This window comes from Pseudomonas sp. N-1-13, from assembly GCF_057787095.1.
In genome coordinates, this window is the sequence record NZ_JBYNRI010000001.1 from 868741 (window position 1) to 886073 (window position 17333).

A 17333-nucleotide genomic window follows, 5' to 3' on the forward strand; every position below is an offset into this window, starting at 1 on the left:
GCGGAGGCGAGTGGGCCCCGCCGGGCCTTGCAAACAACTGAATTGCAAAGCGTTGAAAAAATACCCGCCAACCAGAGCGATTTGATTAGTTGCTTGGAGTCGCTACTAAAGTACCGTTTTGTATAAGTCTTAAGTTTGATTTTGTATAAAGGTCGGCCATGTTAATTTGCTGCTGTGGTTGATGGATTGAATGGACGCAGCGGCAATCTTCAAGGGAGTCCGCTGGGGTGACCGGAAAGCAGCTTTCCACATTCTTTCCACCCGCCGCTCTTATTGTCTTCGGACATAAGGCCTTCGGCTCTTGATCTGAATACCTTCACCTCTCGGGTGAGGTGACTCACGCCCCTACCTGCCACAAATACTTATAAAGCAGCTGTATCGCCGCGTCCGTTCAAGGCGATTGCCTCGTGGACAGCGTAAACAGCCGTGAGCGATTGTTATTTGCCGTGTTGTGCACAAGTTTGAGGCTGTCGTCTTAAACGTTGGCAATAAAAATAATCAGGCAGGGGATGATATGAAGTTCAAGTCGTTGCAGGCACGCATTTGTGTCACGGCAGGCGTATGTCTGTTTGTTTCATCAATTAGCCTGGTTATTTACGGGCTCTTTACCGCCAGGGCTAATGAACAATACGTGGCGACCGAAGTCTCGGCGCTGGTTGAAAAATCAACGATCCGGGAAATTCAGAACCTGGCCGAGTCCCGTGCCAATGCCATTCAGGCCAAGTTGCAAAATGCTCTGGATGCGGCCCGCACCATGGCCAATACCTTTGCCTCCAGCAAGGCTTCGCAGAGCCCTTTGGCGTTGGGACGTGAGCAGATCAACACGGTATTGCTCAGTGTTCTAAAAGATAACCCGGACTTCAATGGCACTTACTCCTGCTGGGAACCGGACGCGTTGGATGGTCAGGATCTTGTGTTGCGCAACGCACAGGACGGCAGTAATCCGTTGACCGGGCGCTTCACGCCTTACTGGACGCGCAGCGCTGGCGGACATGTGGCAGTACAGCCATTGGTCGAGTATGACTCCCCGGATCGCCACCCGAACGGTGTACCCAAAGGGGGTTGGTACAGCGGCCCACGCGACACTCTGAAGGAAAGCGTGCTGGACCCCATTCCTTATGTGGTTCAGGGCAAAAACGTATGGCTGACCACTTTGTCGGTGCCGATCGTATCCGATGGCAAGTTCTACGGCGTGGTCGGCGCTGACTTCGATATCGACTTTATCCAGAAACTCAGCGAGCAGATGTCGGCCGATCTCTACGGTGGCAAGGGCACGGTGTCGATTCTGAGTAACCAGGGGCTGGTAGTCGCGGACAGTCAGCGTACCGACCTGATTGGCCAGCCCATCAAGGCCTTGTTGCCTGACTCTTGGGAGAAAGTGCTGCGCGATATCCAGAGTGGTCGTGGTGACGGTCTGCTCAATCCGCACACCCAGCATATCGAAGTGCTGATGCCCATTGAGCTGGGGCGCACAGGTAAACCCTGGGCGGTGCTGATTCGCCTGCCAAAGGCAGTGGTCATGACTCAGGCCATTGCCCTGGAGCAGGAGCTACAGGCGCGCAGTATCAGCAACAGCATCTGGCAGGTGTCGGTTGGCCTGGGCGTTTCGCTGTTGGCGCTGGTCGCCCTGTGGTTTGCCGCCGCAAAAATCGTTGGGCCGATTCGCGAAGCCGCCGCCTTGGCAGCCAACATCAGCCTGGGGGATTTCTCGCGTCGCCTGGTGCAAAAAACCGAGGACGAAGTGGGCCAGTTGTCTGTCGCGCTCAACGATATGTCTGAAAGCCTGCAACGGCAGGTCAGGGTGGCCGAGCGCATTAGCGAAGGTGATCTGGACCTGGAGGTCCGGTTGTCTTCGCCCCACGATACCCTTGGCAGGTCACTGGAGAAGATGGTGGGTAATCTGAACCAACTGATTGGCGAAGTTCAGGCCAGCGCCACCCAGATCACCGGCAGCTCGGCGCAGGTTACCGACCTGAGCCAGTCATTGTCCGATGGGGCGTCCAATTCCGCGTCGTCCATCACTGAAATCAGCGCGGTGATGACACAAATGGCCGCACAGACCCGGGACAACGCCGCCAATGCCAAAAAGGCCGATGAGCAGTCCCAGGCATCACGGGCCGATGCCGGGGAAAGCGACAAATTGATGAGTGAGCTGATTGCCGCCATGGCCGAAATCGACAATTCGGGCAAAGACATTACCGCGATCATCACCACCATCGACAACATCGCCGCGCAAACCAACCTGTTGGCGTTGAACGCGGCTATCGAAGCCGCCAGGGCAGGTGAGCTGGGGCGTGGTTTTGCTGTGGTGGCGGATGAGGTGCGTAGCCTGGCCGCCCGCAGCGCCGAGGCCGCCCAGCAGACGGCTGCATTGATTGCCGACTCCTCGAGCAAAACGCAACGCGGCATGATCATCGCGGGCCGGACCGCCGAATCGCTGAAAAACATCGTCAGCGGAACCAGTGCTGTTTCCAACCTGGTTTCATTGATCTATCAAGCTTCCAGCGAGCAAGCCTCAGGCCTGCAACAGGCCAGCATCGGGTTGGAGCAGATCGATGAAGTGACGCAGAAAAACCAGTCCAACTCACAAGAGTGCGCGGTGGCGGCCAAGGATCTTTCGGAGCGAGCATCTTTGATGCAGCGCGTGCTGGGGCGCTTCAAAGTCAAAAGGGGGTAGTGGGTTTTCTGGCCACGCGTGACTCAAGATTTATTGTGCGAGGGACCAAGCTCCCTCGCCACAGTTCAATCCAGTTCTTGAATGAGCGCAATTGCATTGCGTTATCCAATAGGGTCTCGGTAACGCCCTTGAGGGTGTACTATCGATACTCGCCCATCGGATACCAGTTAGCCATGTCCACGCTAAGCGAAGAGAGCCGTCAGATCGTAGCTTCTCTGGCGCACCGCGTTGGCCCCAACGCTGACATTGCAAAGACCGCCCACGCGATCGTTTCCATCTTGCAGGATATAGAGGCGACCCTGACGCCCGTCATTGGTCAGCAAGGGGTTATCGCGTTGTATCGCCGTAGCCTGCATCTGTGTGGCTCCGCTCATCCGCGCCTGACCAGCACCTGCAACAAGGTGCCGTCCGGCATGGTTCTGACCGCCCTGAATTCAGTGCTTGTTGAGCAAAGCGAAGCCGATGCGCGGTTTTTCGGTGAAATGTTGCTGACCACTTTCTATGAGTTGCTGACCACGCTGATCGGACCCTCGCTTACCGCACGTTTGCTTCGTGACGTGTGGGATTCTTCTTTGAGCGACACCCCTTCGCAGGAAAATTCGCCATGAGCAGCAAAGTGACTATCAACCGCTTGGCCACCGGCGTGCCAGGACTGGACGAGGTCTTGGGCGGAGGATTGCCGGAGTTTTCGTTCAATCTGATCGCCGGCCCACCCGGTTGCGGTAAGACCACCCTCGCGCACCAGATGATGTTTGCCCTGGCGACCCCCGCACGTCCGGCGCTGTTTTTTACCGTGCTGGGTGAGCCACCACTGAAGATGCTGCGCTATCAGCAGCAGTTCGATTTCTTCGACAGCGACGCGATCAATCATTCGATCCGCTACGTCAACCTGGCTGACGACACCCTGGCTGGGGATCTGGACGAAGTGCTGCGGCGCATTGTCAGCGAGGTGGAGGCGCACTCCCCGGCACTGGTGTTCGTTGACTCGTTCCGCTCGGTGGTGCTGGCCAGCCAGACCCAGGACAACCCGAATAACAACTTGCCGCAGTTCGTCCAGCAACTGGGCATGTTGATGACCACTTGGCAGGCCACGACTTTCCTGATTGGTGAGTACTTTACCGAAACCGATACCAACCCGATTTTCACCGTGGCCGACGGACTGATCTGGCTGCGCCAGAGCGTTCAGCGCAATTCCATGGTGCGCAAGATGGAAATCATGAAGATGCGTGGCCAGCCAACGCTGCCGGGTCTGCACACTTTCCGTATCGCCCCATCGGGAATCAAGGTATTTGCCCCTGCGCCCTACAATCCGATCGAAGCTCCGCTGGAGTTCCCCATCAAACGCTTGGGAATGGGTGTGCCACAGCTCGACGAAATGCTCGGTGGTGGCCTGCCGCGCGGTTACTCCCTGTTGGTTGCTGGCCCGTCGGGTTCTGGAAAAAGCATTCTCGCGGCATCGTTTCTCGCTGAAGGCGCGCGAAACGGTGAAAACGGCGTGATCGCCGTGTTCGAGCAGCGCCCGAATCACTCCCAGAACGCCACCCTCTCAAACTTGATTAAAAGCGGCAAAGTCGGGCTGGTGGATAGCCGTGCTCCAGATCTGTCCATCGACGAGATCGTGCAGTTGCTGTTGAGCGAGATTGCTCGCCTGAACGCCACGCGGGTGGTGATTGACTCGCTGTCGGGGTTCGAACTGGCCCTGGCGCCGACCTTTCGCGAAGACTTTCGCGAGTCGCTGTCGCGCATGGTCACCGCGTTGACCAGCGCCGGTGTCAGTGTATTGCTGACCTCGGAGTTGGAGGATCGCTACACGGATCTGCGATTCAGTCCTTACGGCACGGCTTTTCTCACCGATGCAATCATCGTTCAGCGCTACATTGAAGTGCAAAGCCGTTTATTGCGCATCATGGCCGTGGTCAAGGTGCGGGCCAGCGCTCACTCCGATGAGTTACGCCTTTACAGCATTGACGATAGCGGTTTGCAGATCGGTGACATGTTGCCGGATCAGGAAGGTTTGCTCGGAGGCCGGCCTACCCGGCAGATGTCTGGCAAAGGTACTGGATGAGGCATCATCATGAATGAGGCCAATGGCGGGAATGAGCAGGCGAAGGCGATGGCCGCTCGCGAGCTGTTCCTGCTCGGCCAGAAAACTGTCGAGGCGCGTGCGGTGCTGGCCGCGCTGCGCAAGGAGCTGAACGACGCCAACACCCAACTTGCCGACAAGCAACATGTCGAGCAACTGATCGAGGCCAATCAGCAACTGGTCCTGGCGATCCTGTCGGCCCAGTCCGAGGCTGAAAAGCCACCTTCCACGCAGGCAGAACAACAACTGTATCGGCAGATGCGCGAGGCCAATGAGCAATTGGTCATTGCCGCCCTCAGCGCGCAGCATCTGCAAGACGCGGCCGAACGGGCGCTGGAGCGCCAGCGTAGCGTTCTCGCTTTGGTTGCCCACGAACTGCGTCATCCGCTGACGCCCATCAGCATGATTGCCGGCCGACTGGTGCGGGTGCCGAGTGAGGAGTTGCCGCGCATGCAGAAGCTGATCGAAGGTCAGGTCCGGCACATGTCTCGATTAGTGGAGGACTTGCTCGATGTCTCCCGCGTCAGCACCGGCAAGTTTCGCCTCGATTGCCAGATTGTCGATATGGTGCAGATCGTTCGCGAGGCCATCGATATCTGTAAACCGGCCATGGTCAGCGGCAATTTGCTGTTCAGCACCACACTGCCCGAGTGTGCCCTGCTGGTGTACGGCGATCCGGTACGGCTTGCTCAGATTCTCGGCAACCTGCTGGGTAATGCGGTCAAATACACCCCTGTGGGCGGCACCGTCGAATTGTCGGTTACCGTCGAAGGGAGTGTCTTGAAGGTCAGCATCCGTGATACCGGCATAGGTATTTCGGCCAAGGCGCTGCCGTTTATTTTTGAACCCTTTGTGCAGGATGTTCACGCCATCGGCTTCAACGGCGTTGGCCTGGGCATTGGTTTGACGGTGGTGCGCGAGTTGGTCGAAAGCCACGGTGGCACAGTGGTCGGCAAGAGTGAGGGGGATGGCAAGGGGAGCGAGTTCGTGGTGAGGTTGCCGTTGGCAAATCCATGAAGCTGCGCAGTCGTCCCATCTGCCGCCGCGTGCGGGGATGTCAGATTCTGTAATAATTCGATGCGTATGACGCGTTCGGAAACATTATAGGATCACCTCCCCAATTATTTTCAGGTCTATATGAACACCCTTCTGGAGCCTCCCAGTCGTTTTTTTCAATCCGCGCCCTCTACAAGTCCGCTCTGCGTTACCCAGCGTTTATCCGGTTTTTCTGGATCGCTGGACATCCAAATCCCATCCGTAGGCTTCTCATCGATTTCTCCCAGTGAGACCAACGGTGTCGCCTCCCAAGTCATGCCTTGCTCTATCCGCTCGATAAAGCTTCTTTCCCTGGCACCTTTCGCCCCGACTCTACGAGAGGTTGAATAACCCTTATGGAATGGATTGCTGATCCGACGGCATGGCTTGGCCTGCTGACCCTGATCGTGCTGGAGCTGGTGCTCGGCATTGATAACCTTGTGTTTATTGCCATCCTGGCTGACAAGCTGCCGCCGGAGCAGCGCGATCGTGCCCGGATCATTGGCCTGTCGCTGGCATTGTTGATGCGCCTTGGCCTGCTGGCCAGCATCTCCTGGATGGTGACCCTGACCGAGCCGTTGTTCGAGGTCTTCGACAAGACGTTCTCGGGCCGGGACCTGATCATGCTGTTCGGTGGTGTATTCCTGTTGTTCAAGGCCACCATGGAGTTGCATGAACGACTTGAGGGGCATGTCACCGAGCGTACAGGTAACGCCGCCTATGCGATGTTCTGGCCTATCGTTGCGCAGATTGTGGTGCTGGACGCGGTCTTCTCCCTGGACGCCGTGATCACGGCCGTGGGCATGGTGGAACATCTGTCGGTCATGATGATCGCGGTGATTTTCTCCATCGGCCTGATGATCATCGCAAGTAAGCCCCTGACCCAGTTCGTCAACAGCCACCCAACCGTCATCATGCTCTGTCTGGGCTTTCTGATGATGATCGGCTTCAGCCTCACGGCTGAGGGCCTGGGCTTCCACATTCCGAAAGGCTACCTCTATGCCGCGATCGGTTTTTCGATCCTGATCGAACTGTTCAACCAGTTGGCTCGCTCTCGTCGCAAGAAGAGCATGCAAGGGCATCGCCCTATGCGCGAACGCACTGCCCATGCCGTCATGCGTTTGCTGGGTGGACACAAGTTGGGGGCTGATGAAGTCGGTGAAGAGATCGCTGACATGCTGTCAGGCGACGAAGCCGAACAGGTCTTCCACCGACGTGAGCGGGTCATGATCAGTGGTGTGTTGCAGTTGGCGGAGCGCCCAATACGCAGTGTCATGACTCATCGGGCGGAAATCGACCACCTCGACCTGGCCGATTCCCCAGACGAGATCCGCACCAGGCTGATGCACTCGTCGTATTCCAGGTTGCCGTTGATCCGCGACGGCCGTGTGGATGAGCCTCTGGGGTTCATCCACAAGAAGGAGTTGCTCAAGGAACTGTTGGCGGGCAACGAGCCGAATCTGGAAGCCATGGCTCGCAAGGCCATCAACCTGCTGGACAACTTCACGATTCTCAACGCGCTGGAACAGATGCGCAAAGAGTCGACCCACATCGCCTTCGTGGTGAACGAGTTCGGTGATTTCATTGGTCTTCTCACCATGACCGATATTCTCGAATCCATCGCCGGTGAACTGCCCGATGCCAGTGAAATAGAGGGTCCGAACATCGTGGCCCAGGATGACGGATTTCTGGTCAGCGGCGCGCTGAATCTCAGCCAGGTGCGCGAACACATCGGCTTCCAGGCAAAAGCGACGGATGACTATCAGACGCTCGCCGGGTTGGTCATGAGCTTGCTGGACCGCTTGCCGATCATCGGAGACAAACTCGATTGGCAAGAGTGGAGCATGACCGTTGTCGAGGTTGAAGAGCGTCGGGTGACGAGGGTGCTGTTGCGTAAAAGCTAACGTGGAATAATCGGGGCCGCATCCGCGGCCTCGTTTGTTTGAAGCGTATGGCGAGTCTCTGTCACCGGTGGAAATCCCAAGACGAAAAAAATCCCCGTATCAGTCATGATTACGGGGATTTTTTCGTCCAGGGAAGTCCGTGGGATTCCACGGGCTCTCTTAAACGTTGAAGCGGAAGTGCATCACGTCGCCATCCTTGACGATGTATTCCTTGCCTTCCAGGCGCCATTTACCAGCTTCCTTGGCGCCGGCTTCACCTTTGTACTGGATGAAGTCTGCGTAGGCGATGACTTCGGCGCGGATGAAGCCTTTTTCGAAGTCGGTGTGGATCACGCCAGCGGCTTGCGGGGCAGTGGCGCCGACGCGTACGGTCCAGGCGCGGACCTCTTCGACACCGGCAGTGAAGTAAGTCTGCAGGTGGAGCATTTCGTAACCGGCGCGGATCACGCGGTTCAGGCCGGGCTCTTCCAGGCCCAGGGCCTCGAGGAACATGTCTTTCTCTTCACCATCGTCCAGCTCGGCGATTTCCGCTTCGATCTTGTTGCAGACCGGAACGACCATGGCGCCTTCTTCTTCGGCAATGGCCCGGACCACGTCCAGGTGCGGGTTGTTCTCGAAACCGTCTTCAGCGACGTTGGCGATGTACATGACCGGCTTGGTTGTCAGCAGGTGGAAGCCCTTGATCACCAGCTTCTCATCGGTGCTCATGTTCTTCATCAGGCTGCGCGCGGGCTTGCCTTCGGTGAAGTGGGCGATCAACTGCTCCAGCAGGCCCTTCTGGACCACTGCGTCCTTGTCGCCACCCTTGGCGTTGCGAGCGACTTTCTGCAGTTGCTTCTCGCAGCTGTCGAGGTCGGCGAAGATCAGCTCAAGGTCAATGATCTCGATGTCACGCTTGGGGTCGACGCTGTTGGAGACGTGAATGACGTTCTCATCTTCAAAGCAGCGCACCACGTGGGCGATTGCATCGGTTTCACGAATGTTGGCCAGGAACTTGTTACCCAGGCCTTCACCTTTCGAGGCACCGGCGACGAGACCGGCGATGTCGACGAATTCCATGGTGGTCGGCAGGATGCGCTTGGGATTGACGATGGCCGCCAGCGCTTCCAGGCGTGGGTCGGGCATCGGCACGATGCCGCTGTTAGGCTCGATGGTGCAGAAGGGGAAGTTTTCGGCCGCGATACCGGACTTGGTCAGGGCGTTGAACAGGGTGGACTTGCCGACGTTAGGCAGGCCGACGATGCCGCAATTGAATCCCATGGTGTTTCCCCTCGGAGTAGAGTCAGGCCTTCTGGCTGTGCAGGTTTTTCATCGCGCGGTTCCATTCACCGGCGAGGATATCCGGCAGCACGCCGAGGGCAAAGTCGATGCTGGCATCGAGTTTTTCCTGTTCGGCGCGAGGCGCACGACCCAGGACAAAATTTGAAACCATGCTGGCAACGCCCGGGTGGCCGATGCCGAGCCGCAGGCGGTGAAAGGTATTCTGATTACCCAGTTGCGCGATGATGTCGCGCAACCCGTTGTGACCGCCATGGCCGCCGCCCTGCTTGAGCTTGGCGACGCCCGGAGGCAGGTCGAGTTCGTCGTGGGCCACCAGGATTTCTTCAGGTTTGATGCGAAAGAAACCGGCCAATGCCGCCACGGCCTGGCCGCTGCGGTTCATGTAGGTGGTGGGAATCAACAGACGAACATCCTGACCCTGGTGTGAGAAACGCCCGGTCAGGCCGAAATATTTGCGATCGGCCGCCAGGCTGACGCCTTGTGCGTGCGCGATGCGCTCAACAAAAAGGGCCCCTGCGTTATGCCGGGTCTGTTCGTATTCAGCGCCTGGATTTCCCAGGCCAACGATCAGTTTAATGGCAGTCACGATAGGGGCCCTTCCTGGAGTGTGGATAACAACGTCGCGCTCAAACGGTGTTGCGACAGTGGGACGAAAATGGCGGATCTACCGTTAAGTAAACTTCGCGTTCTCGCCCGCTGTCTCGCTACGTTCCAGTCCGCGATGTTTCCGGTCACTCCGGCGACAGAGTGAAATTACTCTGCAGCTTCTTCTTCAGTCGCTTCTGGAGCAACACGTGGAGCGTGGACGTTGGCAACAGCCTTGTCATCGCCGTGCGCCAGGGCAACAAACTCAACGCCTTTAGGGGCCTTGAGGTCGGACAGGTGAATGATCGTGCCGATTTCGGCGTCAGCCAGGTCGACTTCGATGAATTCAGGCAGGTCTTTCGGCAGGCAGGAAACTTCCAGCTCGGAAGTTACGTGCGAGATTTCGCCGCCTTTCTTGACCGGAGCAGCTTCGTTGATGAAGTGCACTGGAACAACAGCAGTCAGCTTCTGACCGGCAACAACGCGTACGAAGTCAGCGTGCATCACGTGGCCTTTGGCCGGGTGACGCTGCAGGGCTTTGATCACGACGTTTTGCTTGGTGCCGCCAACGTTCAGCTCGATGATGTGGCTGTAGGCCGCTTCGTTTTCGAGCAGTTTGGCAACTTCTTTGGCCAGCATGCTGATGGACTCAGGGGCTTTGTCGCCACCGTAGACTACAGCTGGAACCAGGCTTGCGAGACGACGCAGGCGGCGGCTCGCACCTTTCCCCAGGTCGGAACGCACTTCAGCATTCAGGGTAAATTCGTTCATGTTGTATCTCCAAAGTAACCACATTCACCCCAGCGCTTGCGACCAGCGCTAAAGGCGATATGGGCAAAAAAGCCCCGCCCCGGCAGGTAATGTCGGGGCGGGGCGCTTTTCGTCAACGAGATGTAAGGGAAAGGGCAGGGCCCTTAACGGAACATCGCACTGATCGATTCTTCATTGCTGATGCGGCGAACCGCCTCGGCAACAACCGGTGCGATATCCAGTTGGCGGATACGCGCACAGGCTTGTGCTGCAGCGGACAGCGGGATGGTGTTAGTGACCACCAGCTCGTCCAGCACGGAATTTTCAATGTTTTCGATCGCTCGACCCGACAGCACAGGGTGTGTGCAGTAGGCAAAGACCTTGGCAGCGCCATGCTCTTTCAGGGCCTTGGCCGCGTGGCACAGGGTGCCGGCGGTATCGACCATGTCGTCGACCAGAATACAGGTACGCCCTTCGACGTCGCCGATGATATGCATCACTTCGGAGTGATTGGCTTTCTCACGGCGTTTGTCGATGATACCCAGATCAACGCCCAGGGATTTGGCAACGGCCCGTGCACGCACGACGCCGCCAATGTCCGGGGACACGATCATCAGGTTTTCGAAGCGCTGATCTTCAATGTCATCCACCAGAACCGGGGAGCCGTAGATGTTATCCACGGGAATATCGAAGAAGCCTTGAATCTGGTCAGCATGCAGATCGACCGTGAGCACACGATCGATGCCGACTACGGTAAGCATGTCAGCCACGACTTTCGCGCTGATTGCCACACGTGCGGAACGCGGACGGCGATCCTGACGGGCATAACCAAAGTAAGGAATAACAGCAGTAATACGAGTAGCCGAGGAGCGGCGGAAGGCATCAGCCATCACGACGAGTTCCATCAGGTTATCGTTGGTCGGAGCGCAAGTCGGCTGAATAATGAAGACGTCTTTACCGCGAACGTTTTCATTGATCTCGGCAGTGATTTCGCCGTCGGAGAACTTACCGACAGAAATGTCACCGAGAGGGATATGCAGCTGACGTACAACACGCCGAGCCAGATCGGGGTTAGCGTTCCCCGTAAAGACCATCATCTTGGACACGCGCAGTACCTGAAGGCTGAGGGTATACCTGGATGAGTATAGGAAAATGGCAGGGGCGGCTGGATTCGAACCAACGCATGGCAGGATCAAAACCTGCTGCCTTACCGCTTGGCGACGCCCCTGTATCTGTTGCTTCGAGTGCCCAGCACTCGATTCCGTTAGAGCAGACTTTGCAGCTTGCGATGCAACATCGAAACGTTGCTTCCTTTTGCTACAAACCCTGTAAGGGTCTCTGTCAGAAGGGCCGAGACTTTATCAGCTTCAGCTTTGCTTGGGAAGCCCCCAAACACACAACTTCCAGTTCCGGTGAGTTTTGCTTCGGTAAATTTACCTAACAAATTCAAAGCGTTACGAACATCTGGATAACGCCTTGCTACCACCGGTAAGCAGTCATTTCGACTGTTTCCCTTGGGAACGGGGCGCACTTTAATGGGAGGAGAGTTACGTGTCAACAGTGGATCTGAAAAAATTTCTGCTGTACTTACAGATACTTGCGGCACCAGTACCAAGTACCAAGGTTCCTCGGGCTCTACCGGTGTGAGTTTTTCCCCGACGCCCTCGGCAAAAGCCGCGTGGCCCCGTACGAAAACCGGCACGTCGGCGCCCAGCGTCAGGCCCAATGCGGCCAGGCGATCAGCGTCCCAACCCAGCTGCCACAGGTGGTTGAGCCCCAGCAAAGTCGTTGCCGCGTTTGAGCTGCCGCCGCCGATGCCGCCGCCCATGGGCAGGATTTTTTCGATCCAGATATCAATGCCCAGCGAACACCCGGATTGCTCCTGAAGTTTTTTCGCGGCTTTGACGATCAGGTTGCTGTCGTGAGGAACGCCTTCGAATTCGGTGTGCAGGTGAATCACGCCGTCGTCACGCACGGCAAAGGTGATTTCATCGCCGTAGTCGAGAAACTGAAAAATCGTCTGCAACTCGTGATAGCCGTCCGGGCGACGGCCCAGGATGTGCAACATCAGGTTGAGCTTGGCCGGGGAGGGCAGGGTCAGGCGCGCAGCGGTCATGTCATTGCCCCAGCTTGCGCGGCTGCCATTGCTTGATCACCAGCGTGACGTCCAGGTTGCTGCCGTGCAGTTTGATGCGCTCGGGCAACCAGTAACCGTTTTGCTCGGCGTAGCTCAAGTATTCGATCTGCCAGTCGTCCTGCTCCAGGTTGGACAGGCGACTGTCGGCATCGAGGGTCAGGCGGCTTTTGCTGTCCGGTGCCGGCAGGCCGCGAACCCACCAGGTCAGGTGGGATACGGGCAGCTTCCAGCCCAGTTGTTCTTCCAGCAAGGCTTCCGGCGAGGGTGATTCGTAGCGACCCTGATTGGCCACTTCCAGCGAAACCTGGCCTGGTCGGCCGGTCAGGCGCGCCGCGCCACGACCCAGCGGACCGGACAGGCGAATGTCGTAGTAGTCCTGGCGTTGCAGCCAGAACAGTGTGCCGCTGCCCGAGTCTTTCGGTGCGCGTATGCCGATCTTGCCATCGATCTGCCAGCCGTCGAGACCGCTCAGTTGTTCCTTGTGCTCTCGCCATTGGGCCGTGTTGCCGTGGCCCTGGACGGATTCTCGGGCGCCGAAGCCGGCGCAACCGGCGAGCAGGGCGATAAAGCTGAAAACGATGAAGTGGCGCAAAAGCATAATTTTAAAGGGTCTCTGATCCGGTCAGGCGTTTGATGGTGCTGCGCAGGATGGGGCTGTCGGGCTGTTCCTTGAGGAACTTGCTCCAGATCTGCCGGGCTTCGCGCTGTTTGCCGTTGGCCCACAGGACTTCGCCCAGGTGCGCGGCGACTTCTTGGTCGGGAAAGCGCTCCAGGGCCTGGCGCAGCAGGCGTTCGGCCTCGTCGAGGTTGCCCAGGCGGAAATGCACCCAGCCAAGACTGTCGAGCACCGCCGGGTCTTCCGGGTTGAGCTGGTGGGCCTGTTCGATCAGCACCTTGGCTTCGGCGTATCGGGTGGTGCGATCGGACAAGGTGTAGCCCAGGGCATTGAGGGCCATTGCATTGTCGGGGTCGCGCTGGATGATCAGGCGCAGGTCTTTCTCCATCTGCGCCAGGTCATTGCGTTTCTCCGCCAGCATGGCGCGGGTATACAACAGGTTCAGGTCGTCCGGGTACTGCTTCAACGCCCGATCGAGCACAGTCCAGGCTTTCTCGCCCTGATTATTGGCCGACAGGGTTTCAGCCTCGATCAGATACAACTGGATGCCGTAGTCCGGCTGGGTGTCCCGCTGCACGGCGAGGCGACTCTGGGCCTCGGCCGTTTTGCCGTTGCTCATCAGGATATCGGCCTGGCGCAACTGGGCCGGCAGATAATCGTTGCCTGGGCCGACCTGGGCGTACTCGAGCAGTGCACTCTCGGGATCGTTGCGCTCTTCCGCGATGCGGCCCAGGTTCAAGTGGGCGGAGTCGACATGCGTTCCCCGCGCAATCAGGTCTTCCAGGTGACCCTTGGCTTCTTCCCACGCTTTGGCTTCCAGGCAGACCAACGCCAGGGAATAGCGCAATTCATCGTCTTCAGGGTACTGCTGGACCAGGCTGGAAAACTCCACCTTGGCGTCGTCCATGCGGTCGTTTTCCACCAGCATGCGCGCGTAGGTGAGACGCAGGCGCTTGTCGTCCGGGTATTGCCTGATGCCTTTTTCCAGCAACGGCAGGGCTTCGTCGCCGCGGTTCGCGCCTTGCAGCAAGCGAGCGCGCAGCAGAATCGGCGCCACTTCGCCCGCTTGCGGCGGGTTGTCTTCCAGCAGGGAAAGGGCGCCCTGGATGTCACCATCCTGTTGCAGCAGCAGGGCCTTGCCGAAAATCAGCTGACCGTTATCGGGATGGCGCTGCAGCAGTCGGTCGAAGCTTTTAGTCAGGCCGTCGCGGGTTTCCTGGTCGGTATCGGCTGCTGATAGCGCAAGGAAGTCGAAATGGGTGTCGCCCTTGCCCAGCAGGACTTTCTCCATATACACCATGGAGTCGTCGTAGCGTCCGGCCCGGGCCAGTTGCACGGCGGCGGCGCGTTGCGCTTCGAGGTCTTGCGGGGCGTTTTTGGCCCAGATCAGTGCGGTATCCAGGGCGGGCTGGTCGGCACCCAGGTATTCGGCAATGCGAAACGCCCGCTCGGAGATGCCCGGGTCCTGTGTGTTGATGGCCTGGGTGACGTAGTTGTCCAGCGCAATGTCGAAGCGATTGCGCTGGCCTGCCAGTTCGGCGCTCAACAGGCTGAAAATGGTTTCTTCGCTGAATGAGCTATAGACCTTGGGCTTTTCAGGGGCCTGGGTGCTGTCTTCGACCGGCGGCGTACCGTCTGTCGACACGGGAGCCATGGACTGACAGCCGCCGAGCAAGGCAAAAGCGAGGAGCAACGCGGAAGATCTATTCATATAGGAAAAGGACGACTAACCTGCGGTCGGATCATCATGACACAGCCTTCGGTCAAACATAACCGGCCCGTCGATTTACGGCACGGGGCAGGGCGATAGATATCGAGTGGTTGTTCTGAATCTGGCGAAGTAGGACAATTGCCGGCTTCACGTCACTATCAGCGACCTTGAATGGCCTTCCTTGCACTTGGTATTAACCACAAGACTGCTTCCGTAGACGTCCGCGAGCGCGTGGCCTTTACGCCTGAGCAACTGGTTGAGGCCCTGCAGCAGCTTTGCCGACTCACCGAGAGCCGCGAGGCTGCCATCCTCTCCACCTGCAATCGCAGCGAGCTTTATATAGAGCAGGATCACATTTCGGCCGATACCGTGCTGCGCTGGCTGGCCGAATATCACGATCTGAGTCTTGAAGAGCTGCGCGCCAGTGCCTATGTGCATGAAGACGATGCGGCCGTTCGTCACATGATGCGAGTTGCCTCCGGGCTCGATTCGCTGGTGCTGGGCGAACCGCAGATTCTCGGCCAGATGAAGTCGGCCTATGCCGTGGCCCGTGAGGCCGGCACGGTCGGGCCTCTGCTGGGGCGCTTGTTCCAGGCCACGTTCAATGCCGCCAAACAGGTGCGCACCGACACGGCCATCGGCGAAAACCCGGTGTCCGTGGCATTTGCCGCGGTCAGCCTGGCGAAACAGATTTTCAGCGATCTGCAACGCAGCCAGGCGCTGCTGATCGGCGCGGGGGAGACCATCACCCTGGTCGCGCGCCATCTGCACGACCTGGGGGTCAAGCGTATCGTGGTTGCCAACCGTACCCTGGAGCGCGCCAGTACCCTGGCCGAGCAGTTCGGCGCCCATGCTGTGCTGCTGTCGGACATCCCGGCCGAGCTGGTGCACAGTGACATCGTCATCAGCTCCACCGCCAGCCAGTTGCCGATCCTGGGCAAAGGCGCGGTGGAAAGCGCCCTGAAACTGCGCAAGCACAAGCCGATTTTCATGGTGGATATTGCCGTTCCCCGGGACATCGAGCCGGAAGTGGGCGAGCTCGACGACGTTTATCTGTACAGCGTCGACGACCTGCACGAAGTGGTCGCCGAGAACCTCAAGAGCCGGCAAGGGGCGGCCCAGGCGGCCGAAGAAATGATCACCATTGGCGCCGAGGACTTCATGGTCCGCCTGCGCGAGCTGGCGGCGGTGGATGTGCTCAAGGCTTATCGTCAGCAGAGCGAACGCCTGCGCGACGAAGAGCTGCAAAAGGCCCAGCGCCTGCTGGCCAACGGTGGCAGCGCCGAAGAGGTGCTGGTGCAACTGGCTCGCGGCCTGACCAATAAATTGCTTCACGCGCCCAGTGTCCAGCTCAAGAAGCTGACCGCCGAAGGCCGCCTCGATGCGTTGGCCATGGCCCAGGAACTCTTTGCCCTCGGTGAGGGTTCACCGGATAGTTTTTCGGATAAAAAATCGCAATGAAAGCGTCACTGCTCAATAAGCTGGACATTCTCCAGGACCGTTTCGAGGAACTGACCGCCCTGCTGGGCGATGGTGAAGTCATTTCCGACCAGAACAAGTTTCGCACGTATTCCAAGGAATACGCCGAAGTCGAGCCGATCGTCGCCACCTATAAACAGTTGCTCAAAGTGCAGGGCGACCTTGAAGGCGCCCAGGCGTTGCTCAAGGACAGCGATCCGGACATGCGCGAAATGGCGGTCGAGGAAGTCCGTGAAGCCAAGGAGCAGTTGCTCGAGCTTGAAAGCAACCTGCAACGCATGTTGTTGCCCAAGGATCCGAATGACGGTCGCAATGTGTTTCTCGAGATCCGTGCCGGCACCGGCGGCGACGAAGCGGCGATATTCTCCGGGGACCTGTTCCGCATGTATTCGCGTTACGCCGAGCGTCGCGGCTGGCGGGTGGAGATCCTCTCGGAGAACGAAGGCGAACACGGTGGCTATAAAGAGGTCATCGCCCGGGTCGAAGGTGACAACGTCTACGGCAAGCTGAAATTCGAATCCGGCGCCCACCGCGTGCAGCGTGTCCCGGCCACCGAATCCCAGGGGCGTATCCACACTTCGGCCTGTACCGTGGCGGTTTTGCCCGAGCCGGACGAGCAGGAAGCCATCGAGATCAACCCGGCGGACCTGCGGGTCGACACCTACCGCTCCTCGGGGGCGGGCGGTCAGCACGTCAACAAGACCGATTCGGCGATCCGTATCACTCACCTGCCTTCGGGCATTGTGGTCGAGTGCCAGGAGGAGCGTTCCCAGCACAAGAACCGTGCGCGTGCCATGTCGTGGTTGTCGGCCAAGCTCAACGATCAACAGACCAGTGCTGCGGCCAACGCCATCGCCAGCGAACGCAAGCTGTTGGTGGGCTCTGGAGATCGCTCGGAGCGGATTCGTACCTACAACTTTGCCCAGGGGCGGGTCACCGACCATCGAGTCAACCTGACGTTGTATTCGCTCGACGAAATTCTCGCCGGCGGCGTCGACGCAGTAATCGAACCGTTGCTGGCCGAATACCAGGCCGACCAGTTGGCCGCGATTGGCGAGTAAGCACAGGTGAACAT

14 protein-coding genes and 1 tRNA gene are annotated in these 17333 nt (G+C 58.4%); 7 read left to right on the forward strand and 8 right to left on the reverse strand.

The genetic code is table 11. From position 1 onward, the window contains the following. Positions 1 to 514: 514 nt before the first annotated feature. From AC3I65_RS03900 to AC3I65_RS03920, 5 genes are all read left to right on the forward strand, one after another. A complete protein-coding gene (locus AC3I65_RS03900; RefSeq protein ID WP_047229386.1) occupies positions 515 to 2677 on the forward strand; it encodes a methyl-accepting chemotaxis protein in 2163 nt (720 codons plus the stop codon). A gap of 173 nt (positions 2678 to 2850) precedes the next feature. Further along, positions 2851 to 3285 carry a hypothetical protein gene (locus AC3I65_RS03905; RefSeq protein ID WP_260990053.1) on the forward strand — a complete coding sequence of 145 codons (435 nt, stop codon included), beginning with the start codon at positions 2851 to 2853 and terminating at the stop codon, positions 3283 to 3285. Continuing rightward, positions 3282 to 4742, forward strand: a complete 1461-nt coding sequence (locus AC3I65_RS03910; RefSeq protein ID WP_173407384.1) for an ATPase domain-containing protein — start codon at positions 3282 to 3284, stop codon at positions 4740 to 4742. The genes AC3I65_RS03905 and AC3I65_RS03910 overlap by 4 nt, the downstream gene beginning before the upstream one ends. 9 nt (positions 4743 to 4751) lie before the next feature. Beyond that, on the forward strand, positions 4752 to 5777 hold the full coding sequence (locus AC3I65_RS03915; RefSeq protein WP_076386316.1) for a sensor histidine kinase: 1026 nt from the start codon (positions 4752 to 4754) through the stop codon (positions 5775 to 5777). 374 nt (positions 5778 to 6151) lie between these two features. Then, a complete protein-coding gene (locus AC3I65_RS03920; protein ID WP_076386314.1) occupies positions 6152 to 7699 on the forward strand; it encodes a TerC family protein in 1548 nt (515 codons plus the stop codon). Between the two features lie 159 nt (positions 7700 to 7858). Here the strand turns inward: AC3I65_RS03920 and ychF are convergent, their stop codons facing one another. From ychF to AC3I65_RS03960, 8 genes are all read right to left on the reverse strand, one after another. Next, positions 7859 to 8959 carry a redox-regulated ATPase YchF gene (ychF, locus tag AC3I65_RS03925; RefSeq protein ID WP_047229391.1) on the reverse strand — a complete coding sequence of 367 codons (1101 nt, stop codon included), beginning with the start codon at positions 8957 to 8959 and terminating at the stop codon, positions 7859 to 7861. Between the two features lie 22 nt (positions 8960 to 8981). Beyond that, positions 8982 to 9566: an aminoacyl-tRNA hydrolase gene (pth, locus tag AC3I65_RS03930; protein WP_003185374.1), complete on the reverse strand. Its 585-nt coding sequence runs from the start codon at positions 9564 to 9566 to the stop codon at positions 8982 to 8984. A gap of 167 nt (positions 9567 to 9733) precedes the next feature. Then, positions 9734 to 10336, reverse strand: coding sequence for a 50S ribosomal protein L25/general stress protein Ctc (locus tag AC3I65_RS03935; RefSeq protein WP_076386312.1), 603 nt, complete (start codon positions 10334 to 10336; stop codon positions 9734 to 9736). A gap of 143 nt (positions 10337 to 10479) precedes the next feature. Further along, complete coding sequence (locus AC3I65_RS03940) at positions 10480 to 11421, reverse strand: ribose-phosphate pyrophosphokinase (protein WP_003171603.1); 942 nt, start codon at positions 11419 to 11421, stop codon at positions 10480 to 10482. Positions 11422 to 11468: 47 nt separating this feature from the next. Further along, positions 11469 to 11543: transfer RNA gene (locus AC3I65_RS03945), tRNA-Gln, on the reverse strand. A gap of 36 nt (positions 11544 to 11579) precedes the next feature. Continuing rightward, positions 11580 to 12431, reverse strand: a complete 852-nt coding sequence (gene ispE, locus AC3I65_RS03950; protein WP_047229394.1) for a 4-(cytidine 5'-diphospho)-2-C-methyl-D-erythritol kinase — start codon at positions 12429 to 12431, stop codon at positions 11580 to 11582. Between the two features lies 1 nt (position 12432). Beyond that, the gene (gene lolB / locus AC3I65_RS03955; protein WP_047229395.1) at positions 12433 to 13050 is read right to left on the reverse strand and encodes a lipoprotein insertase outer membrane protein LolB; all 618 of its coding nucleotides are present in this window, start codon (positions 13048 to 13050) and stop codon (positions 12433 to 12435) included. A 4-nt stretch (positions 13051 to 13054) separates the two neighbouring features. Continuing rightward, positions 13055 to 14779 carry a tetratricopeptide repeat protein gene (locus AC3I65_RS03960; protein WP_488523466.1) on the reverse strand — a complete coding sequence of 575 codons (1725 nt, stop codon included), beginning with the start codon at positions 14777 to 14779 and terminating at the stop codon, positions 13055 to 13057. A gap of 171 nt (positions 14780 to 14950) precedes the next feature. On the opposite strand from AC3I65_RS03960, the gene hemA reads away from it, so the two are divergent. Then, positions 14951 to 16240: a glutamyl-tRNA reductase gene (gene hemA, locus AC3I65_RS03965; protein WP_047229397.1), complete on the forward strand. Its 1290-nt coding sequence runs from the start codon at positions 14951 to 14953 to the stop codon at positions 16238 to 16240. Then, a complete protein-coding gene (gene prfA, locus AC3I65_RS03970; RefSeq protein ID WP_047229398.1) occupies positions 16237 to 17319 on the forward strand; it encodes a peptide chain release factor 1 in 1083 nt (360 codons plus the stop codon). The genes hemA and prfA overlap by 4 nt, the downstream gene beginning before the upstream one ends. Positions 17320 to 17333 lie beyond the last annotated feature (14 nt).